The sequence below is a fragment of the Candidatus Villigracilis saccharophilus genome (assembly GCF_016711665.1).
The window spans coordinates 1-22,704 of record NZ_JADJSO010000074.1; the positions used below are offsets into that span (position 1 = coordinate 1).

A 22,704-nucleotide genomic window follows, 5' to 3' on the forward strand; every position below is an offset into this window, starting at 1 on the left:
TGCCGGAAGGTGTTGTCACCAATCAATATTGCTCGGCGGACGGCAGCTACGCAACTTCCCGTCCAACTTTCGCTTCCGGCACCAGATTATGACGTGCGGGGAACTCAAATGCGATATGCAGGGTGATCGAAAACGGATGCCGTCTGCTCACCTGTCTGATCCGCGCGGCAAGGGAGGGCTACGAATGAGATCACAGTCTGTAATGCGCCTGCAACGGCACCTGCGAGGATGTAACTGGGTTAACTCCATGTGATGCGGGCTATACTCTCATTCTGCAGAACTTGTAAATTACTCCATCCTCAGCCAGTTGAGTGTGGCTGTGCTGCGGCCAGGTACAGCGTACGAGATAACGGTGGTCAACAGACCTGTGTGATCGCGACCGATCACACGAATGGTCAGTGTCTGGCAGGAATGTATTTCGACAGCCTTGCTGGCAGGTGTGTTTCACCCCGGATGGGTCAGAGTCCGCAAACTCCCTACAGTATCGATAATTTCATCTCCAGCATTGCAGACCTATGCAGGGTATGCTGCGCAGGATATTCCTACCGCAGCAGATCTTTCCAGCTGCTGCCCAGGCGGTGACAGGTGGAACATACCGGGTTATCAGCGGGCTCCACAGTCAATTCGGACCTCGGAGCCTGTTCCCCCGGGGCTGACAGGAACTGGAGTGGTCGGGCTGCGACGACCACGTGAATACGCTGAAATGCAGTGAACCGTGGATGTGTGTGCGCCCATCTCCAAGGAAACGCTTTGCGGATAAAGTTGTTTGTTCCTGGGATGAAAAAGCAGCTTTGTGTAAGCCAAAATAGTTTCTGATCAAAATCCACAGGTGTGTAAATGCGGGTTTTCCTACCTGTAAGGCGTATTCAGTTCTGTTACATACTAAAAAATATTGGGGATGGAGTTTATAATTTTTTCATTTTGAAAGCATTGTTATCGGAGGGTCGAATGAAACGATCTTTATTATATTTTCCCGATCATGGCGGGCTATATCTTTGATCATATCAACATGTAATTTGCCATTAGGCGCTGGAAGAAGCCGCCCGTAGCGCTTATCACGGAAAGCTCCAGCCACTTCTGCAGGTTGTGACAAAACCGCCCGCGTTTATCGCAGATCTGCCCACGGCAACTGAGGCTGCGCTGGCCCCACGATCAACCTGGCGGTCCTCCAGTAGGTTGGGCTCAAATATAAACATGTGGACGGTTCAATTTTGATAGCCGTGCCAGGGGGAGTTCATTATGGGTATAACGCTTCCGACAATCCCATCCACAACGTTACCTTAAGTGATTTCTGGATCTATAGCACCAAAGGTCACCAATCAACAATATACCCTATGTGCAGGCGGGAAAATGCACCTCCTGACCCATGGAAATAATCCTGATTTTGAAGATCATCGCTTTGTTAATTTTTTCCTGTGACGGCTGTGAATCATACTCCAAGCCGCAGAATATTGTTCCCTACGTGCATGGCCGCCTGCCAAGTGAAGCGGAGTGGGGAAAACTGCGCGCGGACCCGAAGGGATCTTTCCATGGGGTGATGAACCCCTGTTTGCGATCTGTTGAATTTTAAGTTTTGCTGTGAGGGCAAGACCACCGCTGTTAATAATTACACCAATGGGATCAGTTACTATGGCGCGTTTGATATGTCTGGGAACGCGCGCGAATGGGTGGCCGATTGGTGCAGTCGAACTTTACTATAGCGAGGCGGCGGTTGACCCGTTGGGTCCAACCTCGAGAGAAACAAGTCCGTGCGCGGGAGCAGTTTTCAGGACAGCGCCGATCCGTCCATCTCAGCGCACCGCTTTTCGCTCGTGCCGACCGGAGAATCTAAATGATCTGGGATTTCGCTGTGTGGTGGAAGATCCGACTTATTTTGCGCGATGTGCGAGCAATTGGGATATATCAGGACGGGACCTTTAGGCGAGCCCGCGAACTGCACCTCAGACATCAGATGCATGATGTCAATATTTCGCAAGCGCCCAATTGACGGGCAAGCCATATTACATTCATATACAATCGTGACCTTCAGTCTTTCAGACACGCCGCCCGATGCGTGGACGTATGATGTGGCGTCCGTTCAAGTCCGGTCGCGGGTGGAGTTAAATAAAATCCAATGTGACCTCCGGTCCTTATACAGCCTCAGCGGAAGGCTCTTGCGTGGACATGACTTCTTGTGTTTCTGACTGCCGGCCAATTGCGCGCGGGTCAAGGATACCTGTGTGTGGGACAGGTCTAAAACGGGCGGACAGCCTGTTTTGGCGAGTGCCACCTATGATCCGCCTCAACTCTTGTTGCGCTGCCGCGCCCGATAGTGTGTTAAGTTTTGAACTTTGCCCGGCCCGGTTTTACCGCTTTGGTGATGCATGTGTGATTCTTCGCTGGAGTGATCGATAGTGAACTTCAAGCTGTATTGTTCGATACCCAAAACTGTCATCCGCCGGTAAGAACTACGCCCAAGCCAAATGACGATCCTGGCGGGGATGTTTCACCCCCTCCGCAGGGTTGTGGCGGCCCCAACGATCCGTATTTGGCGTGGGATTCGACACTGTGTTGTTGTGCGTATACAAGTCCAACTGCAGGCTCATTTGCGTTAAGACACCATAATGAAGCTAATGGGCTTGGAAAATTCATCAACTCAACGAACCAGCTTTGGAGTAATCTTTCTGAAGCTGGTTTTTTTCTATTTGGCATTGATTACACCCGACCCGTGCTTTATTACAAAAACAGTCCCAAGGATTTCCTCGGGACTGTTTGATTTTCTACATTTTTCAGGGAGCGGGGATCGGGTGGTCGGGAGCACTAGCGCATCATATTCTTCGAACAATAACTCGCATTGTCTCTTAACTTTTTGGTCCTGGACTTGCGTCTTGCGAGTGAATACTCGCTCGAGGTGAATGCCCGCGCCTGTTTCGAGACGCAGGCGTACATCCGCGCCGCCGAACCAATCGGGATGTTCCCCTTCTTTCGTTCACGATGGAATGCCGCGCCCCGTCCGCCGGGTCATGATCCCATTGGCAAGTGCGGCTTCCTGAGGAAATCTTGCATTGACCTCGATGATGGTCGCGCCTTGTTCTTTCAAAATTTGCGCTGCTTTGCCCGACAGCTTCCAAACTTCCGGGTCTGCTTCAGCAATATAACTTCCAACTGCAAGACCGATCTTGGGTCCGCTCACGCCATCTTTGATGTGGCTGGAAAATCATCCACTGGGGTCTTGTTGCTGGCGGGGTCAAGTTCATCATATCCCGCTCATTACTTGCAGCATCAGCGCCGCGTCTTCTACCCTGCGGGTGAGCGGACCGGGTGATCGAGATTCCATGATAGTGGAAGGATGCCGCGCAGGCTCACGTCCGTAGGTGGGTTTGAGTCCCACCACGCCGCACAATGAGGCTGGGATGCGGATCGAGCCCGCCTGTGTCCGTGCCAAGCGCCGCCAGCGTCATGCCTGTCGCGACAGCGACCGCGCTTCCTCCCGGAGGATCCGCCGGGTGTGCGCGTAATGTCCCGGGGATTTCTGCAAGCCCCAAAGTGCGGGTTGTTATTGGTTACACCGAGCGCGATCTCATGCGTGTTGGTCTTGCCAATGATCTGCGCACCAGCCTGTTTTATTTTTTGAACCACGAGGGCATCTTCCTGCGGGATGTGGTCCGCAAAGAATTTTGAACCGGAGGTGGAGCGAATTCCCTTTGTATCGTACAGGTCTTTGACCGCAATTGGAATTCCATATAGCAAACCATTCCGTGTGTCCGATGAAGGCATAGTTGCTTCGGACGGAATGACTGTGATGAAGGCATTCAACGTCGGGTTGAGTCTCTCAATTTGACGGTGGCAGGTTGCAGCGAGGTCAGAGGCATGGGCAGGGTCGCTTTGGGCAAGTTCGCGTTGATCGGTCAATGACAGGGATTCATGATTCATAATGGCGCAGATTATATCCAGATTAGAAAGTTTTTACACGGTCTGTTCGTGCTGATATACTATTCTAATGAAAAAGATTGCCCGCTTTCTGATCCTGTCAATCATAATACTTGTGTTGATATTGACTTCAATTCAGGAAACCGATTATCCGAGCGGATTTGTCGGATCGTCAGATTCGAGCATCGCCCGCCGTTGGTTGCGCAGCAAAAAAGTGACAGGATGCACGGGCTTGTCTTTGTGAGTTTTTGCCGGCCAGTGAACGGAATGCGCAGCCATGCAGCCCATCGTGAATGGGATCAAAAAACAATATAAAGCCTGTTTGAAAATGGAGCGGGTGAACTTTAACTCGAAGACCCGCTGGCATGAATTGATCGGACCGATCGGGTCACCGGAATTTGTTCTGCTTGACTCCTCCAATCAAATTATTCACCGCTGGATCGGGCTTACAGAAAAGGCAGAGTTTACTCAAGTAATGAATTCAGTTTGCGGGAGTTAAAATAAAACAGACCCTGAAGATTTTCTTCAGGGTCTGTTTTATGACGATTGGGTTAGAACAAGCCGACTACTTTGCGGTCTCAAGGTCGAGATCGACATCGTAGAATACCGGGCGTGTGGGTAAGCCTGGCATTGTGCGCATGTCTCCAAGGATCGGGTAGAGGAAGCCTGCTCCAACAGAAGCGCGGATCTCGCGGATGCTGACACGGAAGCCGGTTGGTGCGCCTTTCTTCGAGGCGTCGGTGCTGAAAGAGAGGTGGGTCTTCGCCATGCACATCGGGAGTTTGTCGAAACCGAGGCGGGTATAACGCGCGATCTGTTCTTCAGCTTCGGGGGAGTAATCCACGCCGTCGGCGCGATAGATCTCGCGGGCGATGGTTTCGATCTTCTCTTTGATGGTGTCTTCCAACGGATAAAGGAATTGGAATTTGCTGGGTTTCTCTGCGGCTTTGATAACGGCTTCGGCAAGTTTCTTCGCGCCAGCGCCGCCATCGGCCCAATGGGTGGAGACGACCGCGTCCATCGCGCCCATCTTGAGTGCGGCTTCACGGACGAGTTCCACTTCTGCGGGGTGTCTGTGGCAAAGGGTTGACCGCTACGACAACATTCACGCCGTATTTGAGCGCATTCTGAACATGGCGTTCCAAATTGGGAAGGCCGGCACGCAGCAGTTCAAGATTCTCGTCTGTGTATTCAGAGGCAAGAGGTTTGCCTGCAACGACCTTCGGTCCACCGCCGTGCATCTTGAGCGCGCGCACGGTTGCGACCATCACAACCACCTGCGGGATCAAGCCGGAGTAGCGGCATTTGATATCGAAGAATTTTTCCATTCCGATGTCTGCGCCGAAGCCGGATTCAGTGATGACATAATCTGCGAGTTTGAGCGCGATCTTATCCGCGATGATGGAGGATTGTCCGTGAGCGATATTGGCGAACGGTCCCGCGTGAACGAAAGCTGGCGTGCCTTCAAGAGTCTGCATCAGGTTTGGTTTGATCGCGTCCTTCATCAGAACGGTCACTGCGCCAGCGACGCCGAGGTCTTCAGCGGTGACGGCTTCGCCGCGTTTGTTGGTCGCAACGACCATGTTGCCGAAGCGTTCGCGCATATCTTCTAGAGAGGAGGTCAACGCCAGAACGGCCATGATCTCGGAAGCAACTGTGATGTCGTAGCCAGAGCGATGCTCATGACCAGCTTCATCCTTGCCCATGCCGACCTGTACTTCACGCAGGAAGCGGTCATTGATGTCGATCACGCGCCGCCATGTGATGGTGGCTTCGTCAATGTCCAGGCGGGCAAAGAGCGAGCGTTCTTCAGTTGTGAGTTCGTTGGGATCGGTTTTGTTGATGCCGAGTTTCTTCAATCGGCGTAACATGCTGGGAGAGAATCTGCGGTTGCCTTTCTTGTCGAGCGGGCAGAGCGCATTGAACAACTTTTCATCATCCTGCATCTTTTCGTGCATGACGCGCGCATCCAAAGCAGCAGCTGTTAAATTATGAGCAGCGGTGATGGCATGGATATCGCCTGTCAGATGCAGGTTGAAATCTTCCATAGGGATGATCTGCGAATATCCGCCACCGGCTGCGCCGCCCTTAATGCCAAATGTGGGGCCTTGTGATGGCTGGCGAATGGCGGTGATCACCTTCTTGCCTAGCAGCGCGCCTAACGCCTGTGAAATGCCGACGGTGGTTGTGGTCTTGCCTTCGCCGAGCGGAGTGGGCGTGATGGCGGTTACGTCAATATATTTGCCGTCTTTGCGATTCTTCAAACGGTCTAAAATTTCAAGTTTAACCTTGGCTTTGTACGGACCATATAATTCAAGTTCATTTTCACGGATGCCCAATTCTGCGGCCACTTGTAAAATAGGCTTGAGTTTGGCGGCTTGCGCTATGTCGATGTCGGAGGGCACCGGGCGGACGAGTTTTAACTTCGTCGGTTTGAATGTGACTTTGGCTTTTGCTGGGACGACTTTCTTTGCCGCTACTTTTGGTTTGGCTTTCGCCTTCACGGTTTTCTTTGCGATTTTTGTTTTGGTTGCCATAAAATCTCCTTGTAGATTATATATAATCCAACGTGTCTATTATCCGATTTTTCACAAAAAAAGCAAGAGCGTTTCGTCACCTCTTTGTCACTCAATCAAGAGTGTGCCGACATTTTCTCCGTTCAATGCGCGGGTCAGGCTGCCTGGTTCCTCAGCCGAGAAGATCTGCACGCTCAAGCCTTTATTCTTTTTAACCAATTCAAGCATTTCCTCTACTTTTGCCTTCATCCCGCCAGTGACATCGGTACTGGCCGATCCGCCGATCCCTGCACGCATCTTTTCATAATCTGACAACTGGATCTGTTTAACAAGCGTCGTCCTTGCTGGGAAATCTGCCCACACCCCGGCCTCGATCCCTGCCAGCAAAATGCGTGTAGGGGAGAACTCTTCCACCAGAAATGCAAACACATCCTCGGTAGAAAGGATTGTCCCGCCTAAGGATTCATCGAAAGCCACATCGCCATGTACAACAGGCAAAAGCTTCGCCTCTAATGCTTTGCGCATAGTCAGCATGTTGTGCGAGGTGACTTTCCTATTCTTTGAAACTAATGAGGAAGACGGATGCAGCGAGACTGCGGGCAGTCCAGCCTTTAAGAGTGACTCGATCACGTAACGGGTCAATTCTGCGGCTTGAAACTTGACTTCTGCGAAACCGTGCCATTGCTCAACTGTTTTGACTCCGTCGCGTGTGCCGTGTTTTTTGGCGGCAGTGTGTCCGAATGAGCCGGAACCATGCCCGAGGATCAGAAGCAGGTCCGGGTTTGAATCCAGGACCGTTTTGATTTCCAGAGCCAGTTCATTTAATTTGTCGAGCCGCGGGGTGTAGGGGATATCCTTATCGGTGATAAGCGATCCACCCAGTTTGAGGAAGACGATTTCATGGGTCATGGTCACATTATAACGGTGAACGATTACGTTATAATCCTTCTCATGGATATTCATGGTGGAGTTGTTGCCGCGGCGATACTGATCGTTACTTTGGCAATTTTAGTGGTGAGATCGGCTATTCGTGTGATGCAGTCGGCGCGCAGGCTTTCCTTTTATAGTTTGCGCCGTATGCATAACCGCAATGCGTTCAGGTTATTTATATTTGCTTTATTCCTGTTCGCCTGCGCGTACTGGCTTCCTTTTTATGGCGAGCCGATGATCTATGTTTATTTTCCACCTTCACCAACCATAACATTGACCCCCACGATCACATTAACGCCGACCATCACGTTGACTCCGACCCTGTCTCCGGTGCCGAGCCAGACTTTCACCCCGTCTGTTTCTGATACGCCCACATTAACGACTACTCCCTTTTTACCGGTTGCGATCGAATCTCTGTTCGAAGGAGTGGTGACACCCAACCCCGATGCGGTCTTTACCGCCATTCAGTTCTCCACCAAATTTGATGGTTTGAATCCGGTTGATCCGAAGACAGTTTTTGAACTTCCCATTGAAAAGATCTATGGCGGATTTGATTACAACAACACGATCCCGGGTGTGCAATGGACTGCACTCTGGTACCGTGAAGGGAAATTGATCTGTTATGAGACCAAACCCTGGGACGGCGGCACCGGCGGAATTGGCGGGTATTCCGAATGTTCGCAGCCCATCGGCGGCTGGATGCCAGGTACATATGAAGTGCAGATCTTTATGGCTTATGAATGGAAGGTGGTTGGGCGCTTTGTTGTGCTTGACAACCTTTCCACGCCTACTTCTACACCCACATCCACTCCATTTATCGAACGAACAGTTACGCCTGCTGCTACTCCTTAAGTAAGGTAATAATAAATTTATTAAAAGGAATTCCATGATGACAGAAACAGCCTTTCAAGATTTTTACCCCGAATATTTTGCGCACTGTTACGGTTGTGGCAGTATGAATGACCTTGGACATCAAATAAAAAGTTTTTGGGATGGCGAAGAATCGGTCTGTCACTTTCAACCCATGCCTTATCACACTGCTATTCCCGGCTATGTCTATGGCGGATTACTTGCCTCCTTGGTGGATTGTCACGGTACAGGCACAGCCGCTGCGGCTGGCTATCGCGCCGAGAACCGTGCCATGGATACCGAACCGCCTTTGCGTTATCTGACCGCATCCTTGCATGTTGATTATCTCAAGCCTACGCCGCTTGGTCCTGTGTTGGAGATCCGCGCGAAGGTCAAGGAAGTCAAAGGGCGGAAGGTGGTTATAGAGGAATGGATCGTGGTGAATGGAGTGATCACTGTGAAAGGGGAAGTGGTGGCGGTGCAGGTACCGGAAGGTTTGGTGAAAGAGTTGTTGGAAAAAAATAATGATTAAGTGCTGTGCCGCACAGAAAAAAACTGAGACCCCCAGGTTCTTGAAGAATTAAGGACTTGAGGGTCTTTTGTTTTCCTCAAAACGTTCATTTTGAGAAAATATAGGTAAAAAATATCAGGACAAATGTCAATTGCCTGAAAACAACGAAAATGCTAGACTCATCGTATGTAAGATTGCTAATATTTCAATTTACTAATATTTTGTAGGAGAGTCACTTCATGGCAAACAAGACAGTTCTTTATGTTGGTGCCGGCATTTTGTTCCTGATCGGGTTGTGCCTGGTGGGTTATGGCGTACTCAGTGTCATCGGCTCCACCTCAGCTCAGGGCAGTTCATCCTGGTTGACTTTTGGTCTTGGGTTTGGTTGCGTGGGTGTTTTATTTTTTGCCGGCGGCGCAGGCATGGTCATTGTTGCCATGCGTGGAACAAAGACCGAGATCGTGCAGCAAGTCACCATGAAAATGGATCTGCCCGGGCAGACCAAGATCGAAGAAGTCAAATGCAGATCCTGCGGCGGGACCTTGAGCGCGAAAGATATCACGCTTGCGAATGGCGCGCCGATGGTCAACTGCCCGTATTGCCACACCATCTATCAACTCACCGAAGAACCGAAATGGTAGGCCGATTTACGATTGATTTGACGATTTTTGATTTGTGGGTTTTCGAGGTCATACCGAGACCATGCTGGAGGTTAGTTAAATGAAACAAAAATTATTTGCAATTTGCCTTGTCTTTCTATTGACATTTGGATTGGTGACCGGCGTATCTGCTCAATCCTATTTCTTTAACCTCGATCAAGAGGTGGTCAATGTGTTTTGGAATGAAGACGGCACATTGGCGCTGGATTATCAATTTACATTTACAAATTCACCCGGCGGGCATGTCATTGATTTCGTGGATGTCGGCGTTCCCACGGGACAGTTCTCCGATGTCTCCGCCGATGTGAACGGAAATCCGCTCACGATCTCTTCCGATTTTCAGGGGCAGGGCGGTTCAGGTTTCTCGGTGGATATGGGCGCATACGCCATTCAGCCCGGTCAAAGCGGGACCGTGCATGTGGTCGTCGGTAAAGTTGAAAACGTTCTATACAAGGATGATGACGATGAAGCCTACGCCAGCGCGGTCTTTACTCCGAACTGGTTCGGGTCTGAGTTTGTAAGCGGTGTCACGGACCTGACCGTCACCTATCACATGCCGCCCGGCGTTCAGCCGAGCGAGCCGCGCTGGCACGCCGCCCCGTCTGGCTTCCCGTCAGAACCGCAAACAGGCATCGGCGCGGATGGACGCGTCTTCTACTCCTGGAACAATCCAGCAGCGAGCGGTTCCACTCAATACACGTTTGGGGCTTCCTTTCCCAAATCCTACATACCGGAAAGCGCCATTGTCACCGCGCCGCCTTTTGATTTTTCCGCGCTAATCGGCGCCATGATGCCTCTATTATTTTGCGGCATTTTTGCCTTCATGTTCATTGGCATGCCCATCATCGGGGTTATTCAAGGCAAAAAACGAAAAATGCAATACATGCCGCCCAAAATCGCCATTGAAGGTCACGGCATCAAACGCGGACTGACCGCTGTCGAATCCGCGATCTTGATGGAACAGCCGCTCGATAAAGTGATGACCATGGTCCTGTTCGGTGCGATCAAGAAGAACGCCGCGTCTGTAAAAACACGCGACCCGCTTGAACTCGATATTGTCTCCGCGCAGCCTGAAGGTTTGCATCAATATGAAACCGACTTCCTCAAGGCGTTCAAAAACCCCGATAAAAAAGCGCGTCAGAAAGAATTACAAGACATGATGATCGCGCTCGTGAAGAGCGTCTCTGAAAAAATGCGCGGTTTCAGCCGCAAGGAAACTTTGGAGTATTACAAAGCCATCATGGAAAAAGCGTGGCAGCAAATTGAAGCCGCCAACACTCCCGAGGTCAAGAGTCAGAAACTTGACGAAGCCCTTGAATGGACGATGCTGGACAAGGATTATGACGACCGCACGCGCCGCATGGGACCTGTCTTTGTGCCGATGTGGTGGGGACGCTATAACCCGACTTACAGCTCGCGTCCGCTCTCAACTGGCAGCGGACTCCCAACCTCCTTGCCGAGTCAGCCCTCGGGCGGAGGTTCCCTGCCCGGTGCGGATTTTGCTGCGCAGATGGTGACTGGTGTGCAGACCTTCTCCTCGAAAGTCCTTGGCAACGTCAACACCTTTACTGAAAAAGTGACTGGCGCGACCAATCCTCCACCCAAACCCACATCCAGCGGACGCAGCGGGAGCGGACGATCTGGCGGCGGCTGTGCTTGCGCCTGTGCCTGTGCGGGCTGTGCCTGCGCCTGTGCCGGTGGCGGACGTTAATTGGATTTACGATTTCAGATTTACTATTAAAGGTAGCCATGGCTTTACTTAACTCTATTAAAAATATTTTTCAACCACCGTCCATGGTCAGCGGTCCATCGTCTGGCCTGTACCACTACGTCCGTGAAACTGCGGACGAAAAATCGCGCATCCACTTGCGGCTTGATGCAGATGGCGCTGGCACATTGATCGTTAATGCCAGCAGTGTCATGCATCTGAATCCAATGGCCGCGTTGATGGCTTATTTGATTCTCGAAGAGAAATCTGAAAAAGAGATCCTTTCATCGATCACAAAACAATATCGAGTTGGCGCAGCCCAGGCAGGCAATGACCTTTCCACTTTCCGCTTTCAACTTTCCGAGCTTCTCCGCCCCGATGGCGCCTGTCCGATCCACGAGCTGGATCTTGAATCGATCATGCCGTTCAGCGCGCGTCCTTCCGCTCCGTATCGCATGGACCTGGCTGTCACATATCGCTGTAATAACGATTGCGCGCATTGCTACAACGCCCGCGAGCGGAACTTCCCTGAACTCAGCACTGAACAATGGTTCAAGATCATGGACCAGCTTTGGGCGTTGGGCGTGCCGCACATCATCTTCACCGGCGGGGAAGCTACTTTGCGGAACGACCTCCCGGAGCTGATCCGCCATGCGGAGAACAATGGACAGATCACAGGTCTGAATACGAATGCCCGCCGTTTGTCTGATGAGAAATATGTGCAAACATTGGTCGATGCGGGGCTTGACCATGTTCAGGTCACGGTCGAATCTTGTGATGAACAGATCCATGATGAAATGATGCGCTCCAAAGGCGCATTCAAACAGACCATTCAGGGCTTGAAGAATGCGCTCAATAGCAAACTCTATGTGATGACCAATACCACCATGCTGAGAAATAATGTCCACAAGATTCCCGAGACGTTGGACTTTCTGGCTGAGATCGGCGTGCCGACCGTGGGACTGAACGCCTTGATCTATTCAGGTAACGGCGCGACGGTTGGTACGGGGTTGCGCGAAAATGAATTACAACCCATTTTGGATATCGCCACACACAAGACTGCCGAGCGTGGACAAAAACTGATCTGGTACACACCGACCCAATACTGCCAATTCGATCCGACCGCCAGCAATCTCGGCGTGAAAGGTTGTACTGCCGCGTTGTACAGCATGTGCATCGAATCAAATGGCGATGTATTGCCCTGCCAGTCCTATTATCAGCCGCTTGGCAATATGCTCACTGATTCCTGGGATTCGATCTGGAATCACAAACTGTCCACTCAACTGCGCGACCGCAAAAACCTGCCGCTCAAATGTGATACCTGCGCCCTCGTTGCCGAATGCGGCGGAGGCTGTCCGCTACAGTTTGAAGGTTTACAAGTTGAAAAGTTTTCAAATTCAAACCTGCCAATTTTCTAATATTTCAACCTTCAAACCTGGAGACCACATGAACGACCACGAATGGATCAAAGAATTTCCTGCCGCCATCACGGTGTGTGACCAGGAAGGCATCATTCTTGAAATGAATGACAAAGCCGCCAAAACTTTTGAAATGGATGGCGGATATAAACTGGTCGGCTCGAATATGCTGGATTGTCACCCTGACCCTGCGCGCGAAAAGACCGAAAGACTGCTGGCGGCAAAAACTAAAAATGTTTACACCATCGAAAAGAACGGCGTCAAGAAAATGATCTATCAATCCCCATGGTACAAAGATGGACGGTATGCGGGCTTCGTGGAACTCTCGCTTGAGATCCCGTTTGAACTGCCGCACTTCATTCGCTCCTAACTTATTCCTTGACCTATGGAAATCTGCTACCTGATCGCCTTTCCCGATGAAGATGACGGCAAGATACCCCTTGTTGAACCATTCAAGGGGTTGAAGGATGCGCCGTATTTCCGTCCCATTGATATTGACATTGTGACTCTCGGCGAGGAAACTGTCCTGATCGAAGGTCATGCAGTGTTGGTCATTCGTCAGCGTTTTGACGGGCGCGTGCAAATGGTGGAATGCAGGTTTGAATTGAAGGATCCTTTTGCTGCATCGGTTTTGCAGGAGCGCACACAGATCCAGAATGCGCTCCAGAGCAAATTCATCCCAACCCTATACCGCCAGAGCGGATTATATGAAGAGTACACCATCCTGCTTGTTCAGGATATCAGTCCATCTCCTGATAAATGGATCGAGAAGAATTCCCGCGCGCTGGCGAAATTTATCCGTTCCCAGCGTGAAGTGTTTGACAAGGAAGAACTTAACGAGATCCTTGTTTCGCGCACACGCTACTCCGCGGTGGAATTGACATTGGTGGATTGGGAAGGCGCGGTCATCATTGCGCCCAATGAAGATTACCAATCTGACATCGCCCTGCTGAAAATAGGCAACTATCAATTATTAAGGTACCGCATGCTGGATCAATCCATTGACGGAATGCTGGACAAGATCAGCCAGACCTTCTTTGAAAATAAGCGCCGTCCACGCCCGACCCGCGGAGTCATTCGTCAGATCGCGGAACACAAGCTCGAGGTCATGTTGGACTTCGAACGCGCGGAACAAAACCTGCTGCTCATCGGTGATTGGTACACCGCCAAGCTGTATGAAGCCATCCAAAGTGAGTTCTATCTCAAGGATTGGAAGGAAAACCTAAAGAACAAACTCAACAATCTCGAAAGCATCGTCCAAACGATCAAGGATAATTTCTCGCTCTCTCTCGAAAGTGTTTGGGGGCGCATCGAAATGGCTGGTTGGATGATCATGCTGATCGGATACATCTATCTCTTTATCGCCGACCTCGGATTGTTTAATAAATAGGAGACCCTATGAACATTCTCAACCAAATTTTTAGCAAGGTCACACCTCTGCCCGTGGGCACCCATCACATGCAGTCAATGCAGGATGAAAAGCCATACCGCCTGCATCTGCGTCTTCAAAAGGATGGTTCGGGTCTGCTCATTCTTAATGCGGCCACGGTCATGCAGCTCAATCCCACCGCCGCTGAATGCGCGTTTCACTACATCAAAGGCTCGTCGCCCGAAGAAGCCGCAAAACAGATCTCTGCGCGCTATCGGGTGGATCGGAAAACTGCGCTGGCAGATTTTAACAACTTTGCCGACCGCATCCACGACCTGATCTCCACGCCTGACTTGGACCCCGCTTCCTTCCTGGACTTTGAGCGGGTACAGCCTCATTCAACAGATTCCACGCTGCGGTTGGACTGCGCCCTCACGTACAAACTCCCTGCAAATAATCACACGGAGTATGCCCCAGTTAAACGTGTTGACCGCGAACTGACCACGCAGGAGTGGCAGACCATCTTAGACAAAGCCTGGCAGGCGGGCATTCCACACATCATCTTCACAGGCGGCGAAGCGACCTTGCGTGACGACCTCCCGCAGCTGATCGCCCATGCCGAAAAGAACGGTCAGGTCTGCGGTTTGTTGACCGACGGCTTGAAGCTGGCGAATAAGGAATACCTTGAGTTATTGCTGCAAACAGGCCTGGATCATGTCATGGTCATCCTCCAGCCCGATCAGCCGCGCTCGTGGGAAGCGATTGAGATCATCATCCCGCAGGATCTTTTTCTCACCGTGCATCTCACGCTCAACAAGGAGAACGTGAGCGAAGCCAAAAATATTTTGCAAAAACTGGCGGAGCTTGGAGTCGAAAATATATCTCTTAGCACCTCAGAAAGTGATTTGCTCGATGACCTACTCGAACTGCAAGGCACAGCCAATTCCCTGGGTCTCGCTATTCGCTGGGATCTGCCTGTACCGTATTCCGCCTCTCATCCTGTTGCATTTGAAACAGTGGACGAAGAAATCCCTGACGGCGCGGGCAAAACATGGATGTATGTTGAGCCTGATGGCGACGTTCTCCCCGCGCAAGGGGAGGCGGATAAAATTCTCGGGAACTTCCTGAGAGATACATGGGAGAGTATTTCAAAATAGAATTGAACCCCAAAACAGCATGCCCTATCAGCGGGCATGCTGTTTTTTAAGTGGTATCCTTGTCCAAAAATCCCAGGCGATCAAATCATGCCCCGTATAAAAACACTTCTCGCTCTTTCTGCAATTCTGGTTTTGTCTCTGGCTTGTGTTACTTTAATGGGCGCGCCGGCATCCCAGCCGCCCACCTATGTTCCACAGCCTTTGCCCGAGATCACACAGATTCCAGCTACAGAACTCCCGACTGAGATCCCAACGGAAATCCCCGATGAATTCCTTTCCTGCCCCGTGATCACGGAAAGGATCATTGAAGCGAATTCCACTGTTCTTGTGGAAGGGGAATCTGAAACCATGGATTTTGGCGCTCGTGACGAAGATAACACCACCTATATAGTTACGTATCTTGTTTCAGGGAATGAGATCAATGATCCCAGTTTTGAAAGTGTGCCAGCCGACTTGCAGGATGAACAGGATGATACCGCTGCGCATCAAAAACTTTGGGAGTATTTCACGAACTTAATACCGCTCGAAGGCAGGCAGGATCTTGCCGAATTTTCCGTGATGACCGATGGACAGGATAATGTATTGGCTGCTGTTGCTCAGACCTACAATGACCCAGCCTTGTGGGGATTGGAAGTGGATATTGCCGACTCACAGGAGTATGACTATCTTAGTTACACACTTGTCCACGAGTTTGCGCACCTGCTGACTCTTGGTCCGGATCAAGTCCCGCCAAGTGAGGCTATCTTTAACAATCCTGAAGACAATGATATTTATCTGAACGAAGTGTCAGCCTGTTCCAACTTTTTTCCCGGTGAAGGCTGTTCCAATAGCGATTCGTATATCAATCAGTTCTATGATCGTTTCTGGCGGGAGATTTATGAGGAATGGGATGCGATCAATTTGGAAGAAAATGATGATAAATATTACGAACGCCTTGACGATTTTTATTACAATTACCAGGACCAATTCTTAACTGATTACGCCGTCACCCATCCCGCGGAGGATATCGCGGAATCTTTTTCGTTCTTTGTCTTTGGCGAAAAACCCGCAGGAGATACCATCGCAGAACAAAAGATACTCTTCTTTTATAACTATCCCGAACTTGTTGATCTTCGTACAAACATCCTCAACAACCTGTGCGTATCATTTCCACAATAAGACTATGACCAAAATTCCCATTCCAGAATCTTACTGGGTCGAAGAAAATCGATTCCTGGCGGGTGAATATCCCGCTACTTATGGTATTGAATCCACCCGTCAACGCATGGACTTATTCCTTGAAGCAGGAGTTACCTCATTTTTTGACTTGACCCAATCTCATGAGCTTGTGCCATATGAGTCCATCCTAAAAGAGCAGGGCAAGATATTTGGCATCACGACTAGCTACCAGCGTTTTCCTATCCGTGATCACAGTACTCCTTCAGCGGACCTGATGACAGATATTCTGGATGCCATTGACCTGACGATCAATAGTGGAAGATGTGTTTATGTCCATTGCTGGGGCGGGATCGGGCGGACTGGCATGGTGGTTGGCTGTTATCTTGTGCGGCGTGGGGCAACGAATGCAGAAGCCGCGGCTCAGGTAAATAAGTTATTCAAGACCAGACCCAACAATCCATATTTTTCGCGTTCGCCAGAAAGCGATGATCAGGTCGACTTTATCTTGAATTGGTGGGAAGACCCTGATAAGCTGCATAGAAACGATTTGAAGTTCTGCGAAGGATGAATTGGCATTCGCGTTATCTCCAGCAAGCCGCGTGGACGCGTGATCTGAGAGTGTATTTGTTTGAGCAGGCTGGCTTGGCGAATGCAAAGCGATCTGTGTTGGAGGTTGGCTGTGGTACGGGCGCAGTCCTGTGCGAACTCACCGATCCTGCCGCCATTCACGGCCTTGACCTGAATCCTGCTGCGCTCGCTGAATGTAAGATTCAACGCCCAGCAGTTATGCTCACACAAGGAGATGCTTTTTCTCTGCCGTATCCGGATAAGTCATTTGATATTGTTTATTGTCACTTCCTGCTGCTGTGGGTGAATGATCCTTTGCAGGTCATTTGCGAGATGGCGCGCGTCGGTCGAACTATTTTGGCATTGGCAGAACCGGATTACAGCCAACGTGTGGATGAACCCTTTGAACTGAATGTGCTCGGAGAGTGGCAGGCTGAGGCATTGCGGCGACAGGGTGCAAACCCCAATTTTGGCGGCAGGCTGGCAGAGACGTTCTATAATTCGGGAGTCGAACTCATCGAAACTGGACCCATTCAAGGTCAGGTGGTGATGCGTTCTTCTGAAGATTGGGAAAATGAGTGGCTGGTGATTGAATCCGACCTGGAAGGATCGGTTACAGGGCAGGAAATCCAGAAAATAAAATCACTCGACCAAGGAGCGCGTAGCCGAAACGAGCGGCCGCTTTGCAGGTTCCGTTCTTATCGCTTGGGTAAAGACTTACAGGTAAGACCAAACCAGAACTTCGAAAAAAGAGATGTATAATCTCGACGAAGATTTGGAGGCATGTTTGGAAACCACAAACCAAGAAGAGCAGTTGGATGCACCCATCGCCACGCAGGTGGAAGGTGCTGAGTTACCGGAGACGGGAGAGGAAAAAATAAATTGGGGCAGGTTTGCGCTTGATATTATTGAAACGCTTGCTTTGGCTGTTATTTTATTTTTAGCGATCAATGCCATGTCGGCGCGTGTTCGCGTGGATGGGTTCAGCATGCGGCCAACCCTGGAAGACGGCGAGTTTGTGCTGGTCAGTAAAATGAGCTATTTGTTTGGCGAGGTACAGCGCGGTGATATTATTGTGTTCCATTTCCCGATGAATCCGGAAGAGGAATTGATCAAGCGTGTGATCGGCCTGCCCGGAGATTCTGTGAGTGTTCACAACGGCGTGGTTTCAGTGAATGGACAGGTTTTGAATGAGTTGTATATTTCAAGCGCACCTGCTTATTCCGGTGACTGGCAGGTTTTGGATGGACAGCTTTTTGTTCTGGGCGATAACCGCAACAATTCGAATGATTCAAAAGATTGGGGACTTTTGCCCTTTGATCAGATCGTGGGCAAGGCGGTCTTGATCTATTGGCCGCCGCCTTTTTGGGATGTACTTGAGCATCCTCAATTGATCACATGGGTCCGATCGCCTTATGCGGCAGTTTTTAATTCCTCGCGCGGCGTCAATTCTTTTATGCAGTAGGGATTTTATATGAGTGAACCCGATACCATCTCTCGCTCCAACGCCTGCTATGAATGTCACGCCGGCATCATGCAGCCGCGGCATCTCACCTACTTTACCTGGCTTGGTGAAGAACTAATCACCGTGCCGCATTTTCCCGCCTGGATCTGTGATGTGTGCGGCAAACGCGAATATGATGAAAAAGCCATCCAGTGGTTGAACATGTTGCTTGACCCGAATGCGGGCAAGCCCACCACGAACCGCCGCCGTGCGCCGCTTGCCCCCCGTCCTCATCATGGTGCACATCGCCCGATCCATGATTCTTAACTGAAAAGGTGATTTCAGTATGTCAATGGATACCTCTCCCCGCACTTATCGTCATCTCTCCGCTGATATTTTAACTTCCGGTTACCGCGTGGCCGGCAAGATCATGGTCACCAATCATGGCGCCATGGGCATGTTGAACGACCCCACCCGTTCCGCCATGGATGTCAGTGATGCGCGTCTCGCGCGCCTGCACATGCCTACGAAACTTGTCGATCATTTTGAATTGGTGCGCATGATGAAGAAACATGTCTACGCGGTTTGCCTGTCGCGTCGCGAAGATTTGGGTCCGCACGCCATAGTGCGCGGCGGGTATACCAGCGTGATCGAATATCCCATCCGCGTTACCACTCAAATGTTTGAAATTGAAGGCATCATGGAATTGCCTGGCAGGTTTGACTTCACCTCGCTTATCACTGAGGGCACGCGTGAGTTCCTGCCGATCTTCAATGCGACGCTGACTGCGATCCTGCTCCCGAACCTGCGTGTTGAAAGCGCCGGTATGTTGATAAACCGCAATCAGATCGACCTGATGGCGCTGTTGAATCAACGGGTGAAACCGGAAACTCAAAGCTGAAATTGCTTGACGGTCTCAGAGTGGAGTGATAGAATTCGCCCGCTCAAAAAAAGCCCCCATCGTCTAGAGGCCTAGGACGCGGCCCTTTCAAGGCCACGACCGGGGTTCGAATCCCCGTGGGGGCACTTTTTTTTGCGAAAACGCTGATCATTGATCGGCGTTTTTTTGTGCCGCGATCCGAGCTGAAGTTATTAAAAACATTGAGACATTCACATGCTTCCATTCCACTCAATATCAAACGTGGATGCTTTAAGCGGAGTTATTCCATATTTCCGCGCAAGTGCGATGTATGTGATGATGCCCCTAAACTGAAACAGGGACGGTAAGGGATCATGGAGATCAAAAATTACATCCCTGCTTGTTAGATATGTTTGCAGCCATTCAAAGAACCGACCGCTTCTGATTGAGGCAGGCAGCGCGTATGCTAGCATGGCTGCAGAGATCATGTGCGGAGATGTCCCCATGGGGCGCGCGCAGCCGGGATTTTGACCGATAAATGCCTCAAAAAATTGTGGGTTTGACGCCAGTAAGTGCACACCGCTGGTTGTGCGCGGGTTGCATTCCAATGCAAACAATTCGCCTTGGTGAGTCTGGATGAAATCGAAGGCGATCTGTCCTGTAAAATTACGTTCCCTGACAAATGTTTTCACCCAATTAAAAATGGCGGGATGTTCCACATGCCCAAAGACGATCGTCGCGCCCTGCCCCGCCGTGAATACGGATGGATAAGTGGTGTGCGCGTGGACAATTCCATTGTGGCAAACAGAATAAGTGCAATATGGGTGACCCTCTATAAATTCCTGCGCGATCCAGGGCGACTCAAAATTCAGCATGGATAACGCTCGCTTGATTGATGGCCGCATCAAGGTGTGTGCGGCAAAGCGGGAATATACCGGTTTCAGTATCAGACTGCGCCAGCGATCATACGCTTGAAGAATGTCATCCTGGTTCTTGATCAGCATTGTCTCAGGCGCAAGCAGTCCCATCTCAAGTGTATTAATGACAAAATCCCATTTATTGTGGAGAGCGTTTAATTGATTAATGGACTCGACAAAAACTGCACAAGGTAATTGATCGCGTCCCATGCTGACGTAGAAAGTTTCCTCGCAGGTGGGAATTAGCACATCGATTTTATTCGCTGTAATAATGTGGTTCAAGGCACTGAGGAATGCCTCCTTGTGTTGACGTGGTGCTGGTACGATGAAATTGGCTTGAATCGCTGCGGAGGGCTGACTCAAATGCCCCCGTAAACTTTCCGCCATGAAAACAGAATGTCCCGCGCGATGAAAAGCGCGGGCAAGTTCAAGCGCCGCAGGGGCACGACCGCCGGTAAGCAGGATGTTCATGGTTTTATCAAGATCTGCTGAATTTAGAAAGTTAACACCATTCCACCGATCGACAGCCCCGCGCCAGTGCCAACCAGTAAAATCTTGTCACCGCGCTGGATGTGTCCGTCACGGACGCCTTGATACAGGGTCACAGGAATGGACGCCGCCACACAATTGCCGAGTGTCTCAATTGTCTTGATGATCTTATTCTCAGGCCATCCAAACCGTTTAAGCATCATCAGCCCCACCTTGCTGGCCTGATGCGGAACGACTACGTCGATATCCACCATGCCTTCAGATAGGCCGGGATAGAATTCCTCCAAAAAATCGTGCGCGATGCCTCGCACCATCCGCAGGACTGCGGGACCATCCATGTGAAAGAGATCATCCTCGGCTTTGTGCCCTTCGAAACGGGGATGAAAACGGGAACCCCCTCCCATGATGGTGGTGAGATATGCGCCATCGCCATAGCTTTTGAAATGCGCGTTGTGGATCATGGATTTATCCCCATTCCCTGATCGTGTCACGACAACTGCCGCCGCCGCATCCCCAACCAGCGAGGCAGACTCGGGTTCCTTTGGATTGATTCCGCAGGATGCCACATCCGCGCTGGCGATCAGGATGTTCCTGTAACGTCCGCTGCTGATGAAATTGGACGCGACATCCATTGCCATGATAAAGCTTAAACAAGTGGTATGAATCGTCATTGCGGGGATGCCTGATTTTCCCAGTCCCAGTTGACGTTGGATCAACACACCCGTATCAGGGATCGCCTGTTCACCTGTGCCTGAAGCGTTGATGATGAGATCGAGCTGATCCGGTCTGAGTTTTGCCTCACAGAGCGCTTCGCGGGCTGCTTCCGCGGACATGAATGATGATGTTTCGTCTGTAACCCAGCGGCGCTCACGCACGCCATTATGCCGCTCCACCCAGCCTGCCGAGAGTCCGCACATGGCTTCGAGCTCTGAACTCGGAACGATTCGTTTCGGTAAATACCTTCCCAGTCCAATAATTTTGAGGGGGATGTTGACTTGCAAATTTATACTCCTGAATGATGTTGTTAATAATTTAACCGCTGACCGAAATGAACCCGCGGTCTTTACTTAAAAATCCATCTTTTTAAAATACGGGATCGCCGCCCTCGATACCGCTTGGATCAACTTCCACGGCAGCCGCTGTTTGCGCGGCAGGTGCTTTGTGTACACCGCATTATATTCAGTCACCGATTCCCCGCCGCGGACTTTTTTGAAATTTCCCACACCCCCGCTGGCGTGAACAAGTACATTTCGTTTCAATCCTTCCTGCAATGTGATCAGCGTAAGCAGCCGGTACAAGCCTTCAGCAAGGGGAAGCGAAGTATCATATCCAAACAACGGCTGGGTCATGACACTATTACGGATGAAAAATCCCATGATCGCGTCGACTCGCCCAGCCTTTTTCAAGGCATACATGTTCAAGATCTCTTCATCGCGTGCCAGTTTTAAGAAGTCAAACGTGAATTGCGGATTATAGTACGAATACTTTTGAAGATAGAGCAGCTCGTATAAATTTACTGCGCGGCGCAGTTCATCGTCTGACAGGTCTCTTCCGTTTACCACCTCGTATTCATTCTTTCTCAGCACGCGCAAGTCCTCTTTGCATTGGCGGGTCTTCAACGCAGTAGCTGGATCCATGTACCAGACCTGGCGACTCAACACCAGGTCGTATCCGAGTTCATCCAGCGTTTGAACCACATGTGGATTTTTCTTTTGATCAACGGAGCGGAAAATGATGGCGCGGTCCGGGAACCATTTGATCAACGCCTCGCTCACCGCCGATAACTGGCTGCTGTTAACCGATGGGTAAAGATTTGTAGAAAGCAGGTAGTTATTGACAAAGACCACTTTATCCAGTTCGGCGTATCGAAAATAACAAGCTGCGGGACCCATGATGAGTTTTACCATTTTTTCCGCTGGCGGGTTATTCAGGTGTTTTACTTCCTCCAGTCCACCGTATGAAACGTAATGGCTGTATGGTGATACAGTATATGTATTTTCGGGATGGAAATTTGTGAGGCTGATGGGAAGAATCACATCGTCAATTTTGACAGCCATCAACTGTGTATTGTGGACGTTTCTGATGTATTTCTGCGGATCATCCATCACCCGCGGCAAATAACGGTGTGCGTACTCACCGTCTCCTGATGAAGGGAATTGCAGGGTGTGGATATTTTCACGGGTGAATAATTGTAGAGTGTGCAATGGGTGCGTCGCGCCATGTGGGTTGGATAATGCCATTTAC

25 protein-coding genes and 1 tRNA gene are annotated in these 22,704 nt (G+C 50.5%); 17 read left to right on the forward strand and 9 right to left on the reverse strand.

The window, feature by feature from the left end; translation table 11 throughout:
* Nucleotides 1–1,366 precede the first annotated feature (1,366 nt).
* Nucleotides 1,367–1,570, forward strand: a complete 204-nt coding sequence (locus tag IPL17_RS23195) for a hypothetical protein (RefSeq protein WP_345309468.1) — start codon at nt 1,367–1,369, stop codon at nt 1,568–1,570.
* 1,398 nt (nt 1,571–2,968) lie between these two features.
* On the opposite strand, the gene IPL17_RS23200 is transcribed toward IPL17_RS23195, so the two are convergent.
* From IPL17_RS23200 to IPL17_RS23210, 3 genes are all read right to left on the reverse strand, one after another.
* Nucleotides 2,969–3,172: a hypothetical protein gene (locus IPL17_RS23200; RefSeq protein WP_345309469.1), complete on the reverse strand. Its 204-nt coding sequence runs from the start codon at nt 3,170–3,172 to the stop codon at nt 2,969–2,971.
* Nucleotides 3,173–3,276: 104 nt separating this feature from the next.
* On the reverse strand, nt 3,277–3,912 hold the full coding sequence (locus IPL17_RS23205; RefSeq protein ID WP_345309470.1) for an amidase: 636 nt from the start codon (nt 3,910–3,912) through the stop codon (nt 3,277–3,279).
* Nucleotides 3,913–4,056: 144 nt separating this feature from the next.
* Complete coding sequence (locus tag IPL17_RS23210; protein ID WP_345309471.1) at nt 4,057–4,188, reverse strand: hypothetical protein; 132 nt, start codon at nt 4,186–4,188, stop codon at nt 4,057–4,059.
* On the opposite strand from IPL17_RS23210, the gene IPL17_RS23215 reads away from it, so the two are divergent.
* A complete protein-coding gene (locus tag IPL17_RS23215) occupies nt 4,187–4,408 on the forward strand; it encodes a hypothetical protein (RefSeq protein ID WP_345309472.1) in 222 nt (73 codons plus the stop codon). The genes IPL17_RS23210 and IPL17_RS23215 overlap by 2 nt on opposite strands.
* 66 nt (nt 4,409–4,474) lie before the next feature.
* Here the strand turns inward: IPL17_RS23215 and IPL17_RS23220 are convergent, their stop codons facing one another.
* The 3 genes from IPL17_RS23220 to IPL17_RS23230 form a co-directional block, all read right to left on the reverse strand.
* Nucleotides 4,475–4,969: a formate--tetrahydrofolate ligase gene (locus IPL17_RS23220; RefSeq protein ID WP_345309473.1), complete on the reverse strand. Its 495-nt coding sequence runs from the start codon at nt 4,967–4,969 to the stop codon at nt 4,475–4,477.
* Nucleotides 4,953–6,314, reverse strand: a complete 1,362-nt coding sequence (locus IPL17_RS23225) for a formate--tetrahydrofolate ligase (protein ID WP_345309527.1) — start codon at nt 6,312–6,314, stop codon at nt 4,953–4,955. The genes IPL17_RS23220 and IPL17_RS23225 overlap by 17 nt, the downstream gene beginning before the upstream one ends.
* 219 nt (nt 6,315–6,533) lie before the next feature.
* Nucleotides 6,534–7,334 carry an isopentenyl phosphate kinase gene (locus tag IPL17_RS23230; RefSeq protein ID WP_345309474.1) on the reverse strand — a complete coding sequence of 267 codons (801 nt, stop codon included), beginning with the start codon at nt 7,332–7,334 and terminating at the stop codon, nt 6,534–6,536.
* 42 nt (nt 7,335–7,376) lie between these two features.
* Between IPL17_RS23230 and IPL17_RS23235 the strand changes: the two genes are divergently transcribed.
* The 15 genes from IPL17_RS23235 to IPL17_RS23305 all read left to right on the forward strand — a co-directional run bounded on the left by IPL17_RS23235 (nt 7,377) and on the right by IPL17_RS23305 (nt 19,221).
* A complete protein-coding gene (locus IPL17_RS23235; RefSeq protein ID WP_345309475.1) occupies nt 7,377–8,207 on the forward strand; it encodes a hypothetical protein in 831 nt (276 codons plus the stop codon).
* Nucleotides 8,208–8,244: 37 nt separating this feature from the next.
* Entirely contained in the window at nt 8,245–8,736 is a 492-nt protein-coding gene (locus IPL17_RS23240) for a PaaI family thioesterase (protein ID WP_345309528.1), read from the forward strand.
* 218 nt (nt 8,737–8,954) lie between these two features.
* Complete coding sequence (locus IPL17_RS23245) at nt 8,955–9,356, forward strand: hypothetical protein (protein WP_345309476.1); 402 nt, start codon at nt 8,955–8,957, stop codon at nt 9,354–9,356.
* Nucleotides 9,357–9,435: 79 nt separating this feature from the next.
* On the forward strand, nt 9,436–11,085 hold the full coding sequence (locus tag IPL17_RS23250; protein WP_345309477.1) for a hypothetical protein: 1,650 nt from the start codon (nt 9,436–9,438) through the stop codon (nt 11,083–11,085).
* Between the two features lie 38 nt (nt 11,086–11,123).
* On the forward strand, nt 11,124–12,500 hold the full coding sequence (locus IPL17_RS23255) for a radical SAM protein (protein WP_345309478.1): 1,377 nt from the start codon (nt 11,124–11,126) through the stop codon (nt 12,498–12,500).
* Between the two features lie 28 nt (nt 12,501–12,528).
* Complete coding sequence (locus tag IPL17_RS23260; protein WP_345309479.1) at nt 12,529–12,870, forward strand: diguanylate cyclase; 342 nt, start codon at nt 12,529–12,531, stop codon at nt 12,868–12,870.
* A gap of 15 nt (nt 12,871–12,885) precedes the next feature.
* Nucleotides 12,886–13,890: a hypothetical protein gene (locus IPL17_RS23265; protein ID WP_345309480.1), complete on the forward strand. Its 1,005-nt coding sequence runs from the start codon at nt 12,886–12,888 to the stop codon at nt 13,888–13,890.
* A gap of 8 nt (nt 13,891–13,898) precedes the next feature.
* Nucleotides 13,899–15,026 carry a PqqD family peptide modification chaperone gene (locus IPL17_RS23270; RefSeq protein WP_345309481.1) on the forward strand — a complete coding sequence of 376 codons (1,128 nt, stop codon included), beginning with the start codon at nt 13,899–13,901 and terminating at the stop codon, nt 15,024–15,026.
* A gap of 87 nt (nt 15,027–15,113) precedes the next feature.
* On the forward strand, nt 15,114–16,184 hold the full coding sequence (locus IPL17_RS23275) for a hypothetical protein (protein ID WP_345309482.1): 1,071 nt from the start codon (nt 15,114–15,116) through the stop codon (nt 16,182–16,184).
* A 4-nt stretch (nt 16,185–16,188) separates the two neighbouring features.
* Nucleotides 16,189–16,752 carry a dual specificity protein phosphatase family protein gene (locus tag IPL17_RS23280; RefSeq protein WP_345309483.1) on the forward strand — a complete coding sequence of 188 codons (564 nt, stop codon included), beginning with the start codon at nt 16,189–16,191 and terminating at the stop codon, nt 16,750–16,752.
* Nucleotides 16,749–17,513, forward strand: a complete 765-nt coding sequence (locus IPL17_RS23285; protein WP_345309484.1) for a class I SAM-dependent methyltransferase — start codon at nt 16,749–16,751, stop codon at nt 17,511–17,513. The genes IPL17_RS23280 and IPL17_RS23285 overlap by 4 nt, the downstream gene beginning before the upstream one ends.
* Before the next feature lie 25 nt (nt 17,514–17,538).
* Nucleotides 17,539–18,216, forward strand: a complete 678-nt coding sequence (gene lepB / locus IPL17_RS23290) for a signal peptidase I (protein ID WP_345309485.1) — start codon at nt 17,539–17,541, stop codon at nt 18,214–18,216.
* Nucleotides 18,217–18,225: 9 nt separating this feature from the next.
* Nucleotides 18,226–18,522 carry a YgiT-type zinc finger protein gene (locus IPL17_RS23295; protein WP_345309486.1) on the forward strand — a complete coding sequence of 99 codons (297 nt, stop codon included), beginning with the start codon at nt 18,226–18,228 and terminating at the stop codon, nt 18,520–18,522.
* A gap of 25 nt (nt 18,523–18,547) precedes the next feature.
* Nucleotides 18,548–19,096, forward strand: coding sequence for a hypothetical protein (locus tag IPL17_RS23300; protein WP_345309487.1), 549 nt, complete (start codon nt 18,548–18,550; stop codon nt 19,094–19,096).
* A 52-nt stretch (nt 19,097–19,148) separates the two neighbouring features.
* Nucleotides 19,149–19,221 (forward strand) — tRNA-Glu (locus tag IPL17_RS23305).
* A gap of 84 nt (nt 19,222–19,305) precedes the next feature.
* Here the strand turns inward: IPL17_RS23305 and IPL17_RS23310 are convergent.
* The 3 genes from IPL17_RS23310 to IPL17_RS23320 all read right to left on the reverse strand — a co-directional run bounded on the left by IPL17_RS23310 (nt 19,306) and on the right by IPL17_RS23320 (nt 22,700).
* Nucleotides 19,306–20,442, reverse strand: a complete 1,137-nt coding sequence (locus IPL17_RS23310; RefSeq protein WP_345309488.1) for a carbamoylphosphate synthase large subunit — start codon at nt 20,440–20,442, stop codon at nt 19,306–19,308.
* A gap of 23 nt (nt 20,443–20,465) precedes the next feature.
* Nucleotides 20,466–21,461 carry a 3-oxoacyl-[acyl-carrier-protein] synthase III C-terminal domain-containing protein gene (locus IPL17_RS23315; protein WP_345309489.1) on the reverse strand — a complete coding sequence of 332 codons (996 nt, stop codon included), beginning with the start codon at nt 21,459–21,461 and terminating at the stop codon, nt 20,466–20,468.
* Between the two features lie 66 nt (nt 21,462–21,527).
* The gene (locus tag IPL17_RS23320; protein WP_345309490.1) at nt 21,528–22,700 is read right to left on the reverse strand and encodes a hypothetical protein; all 1,173 of its coding nucleotides are present in this window, start codon (nt 22,698–22,700) and stop codon (nt 21,528–21,530) included.
* Nucleotides 22,701–22,704 lie beyond the last annotated feature (4 nt).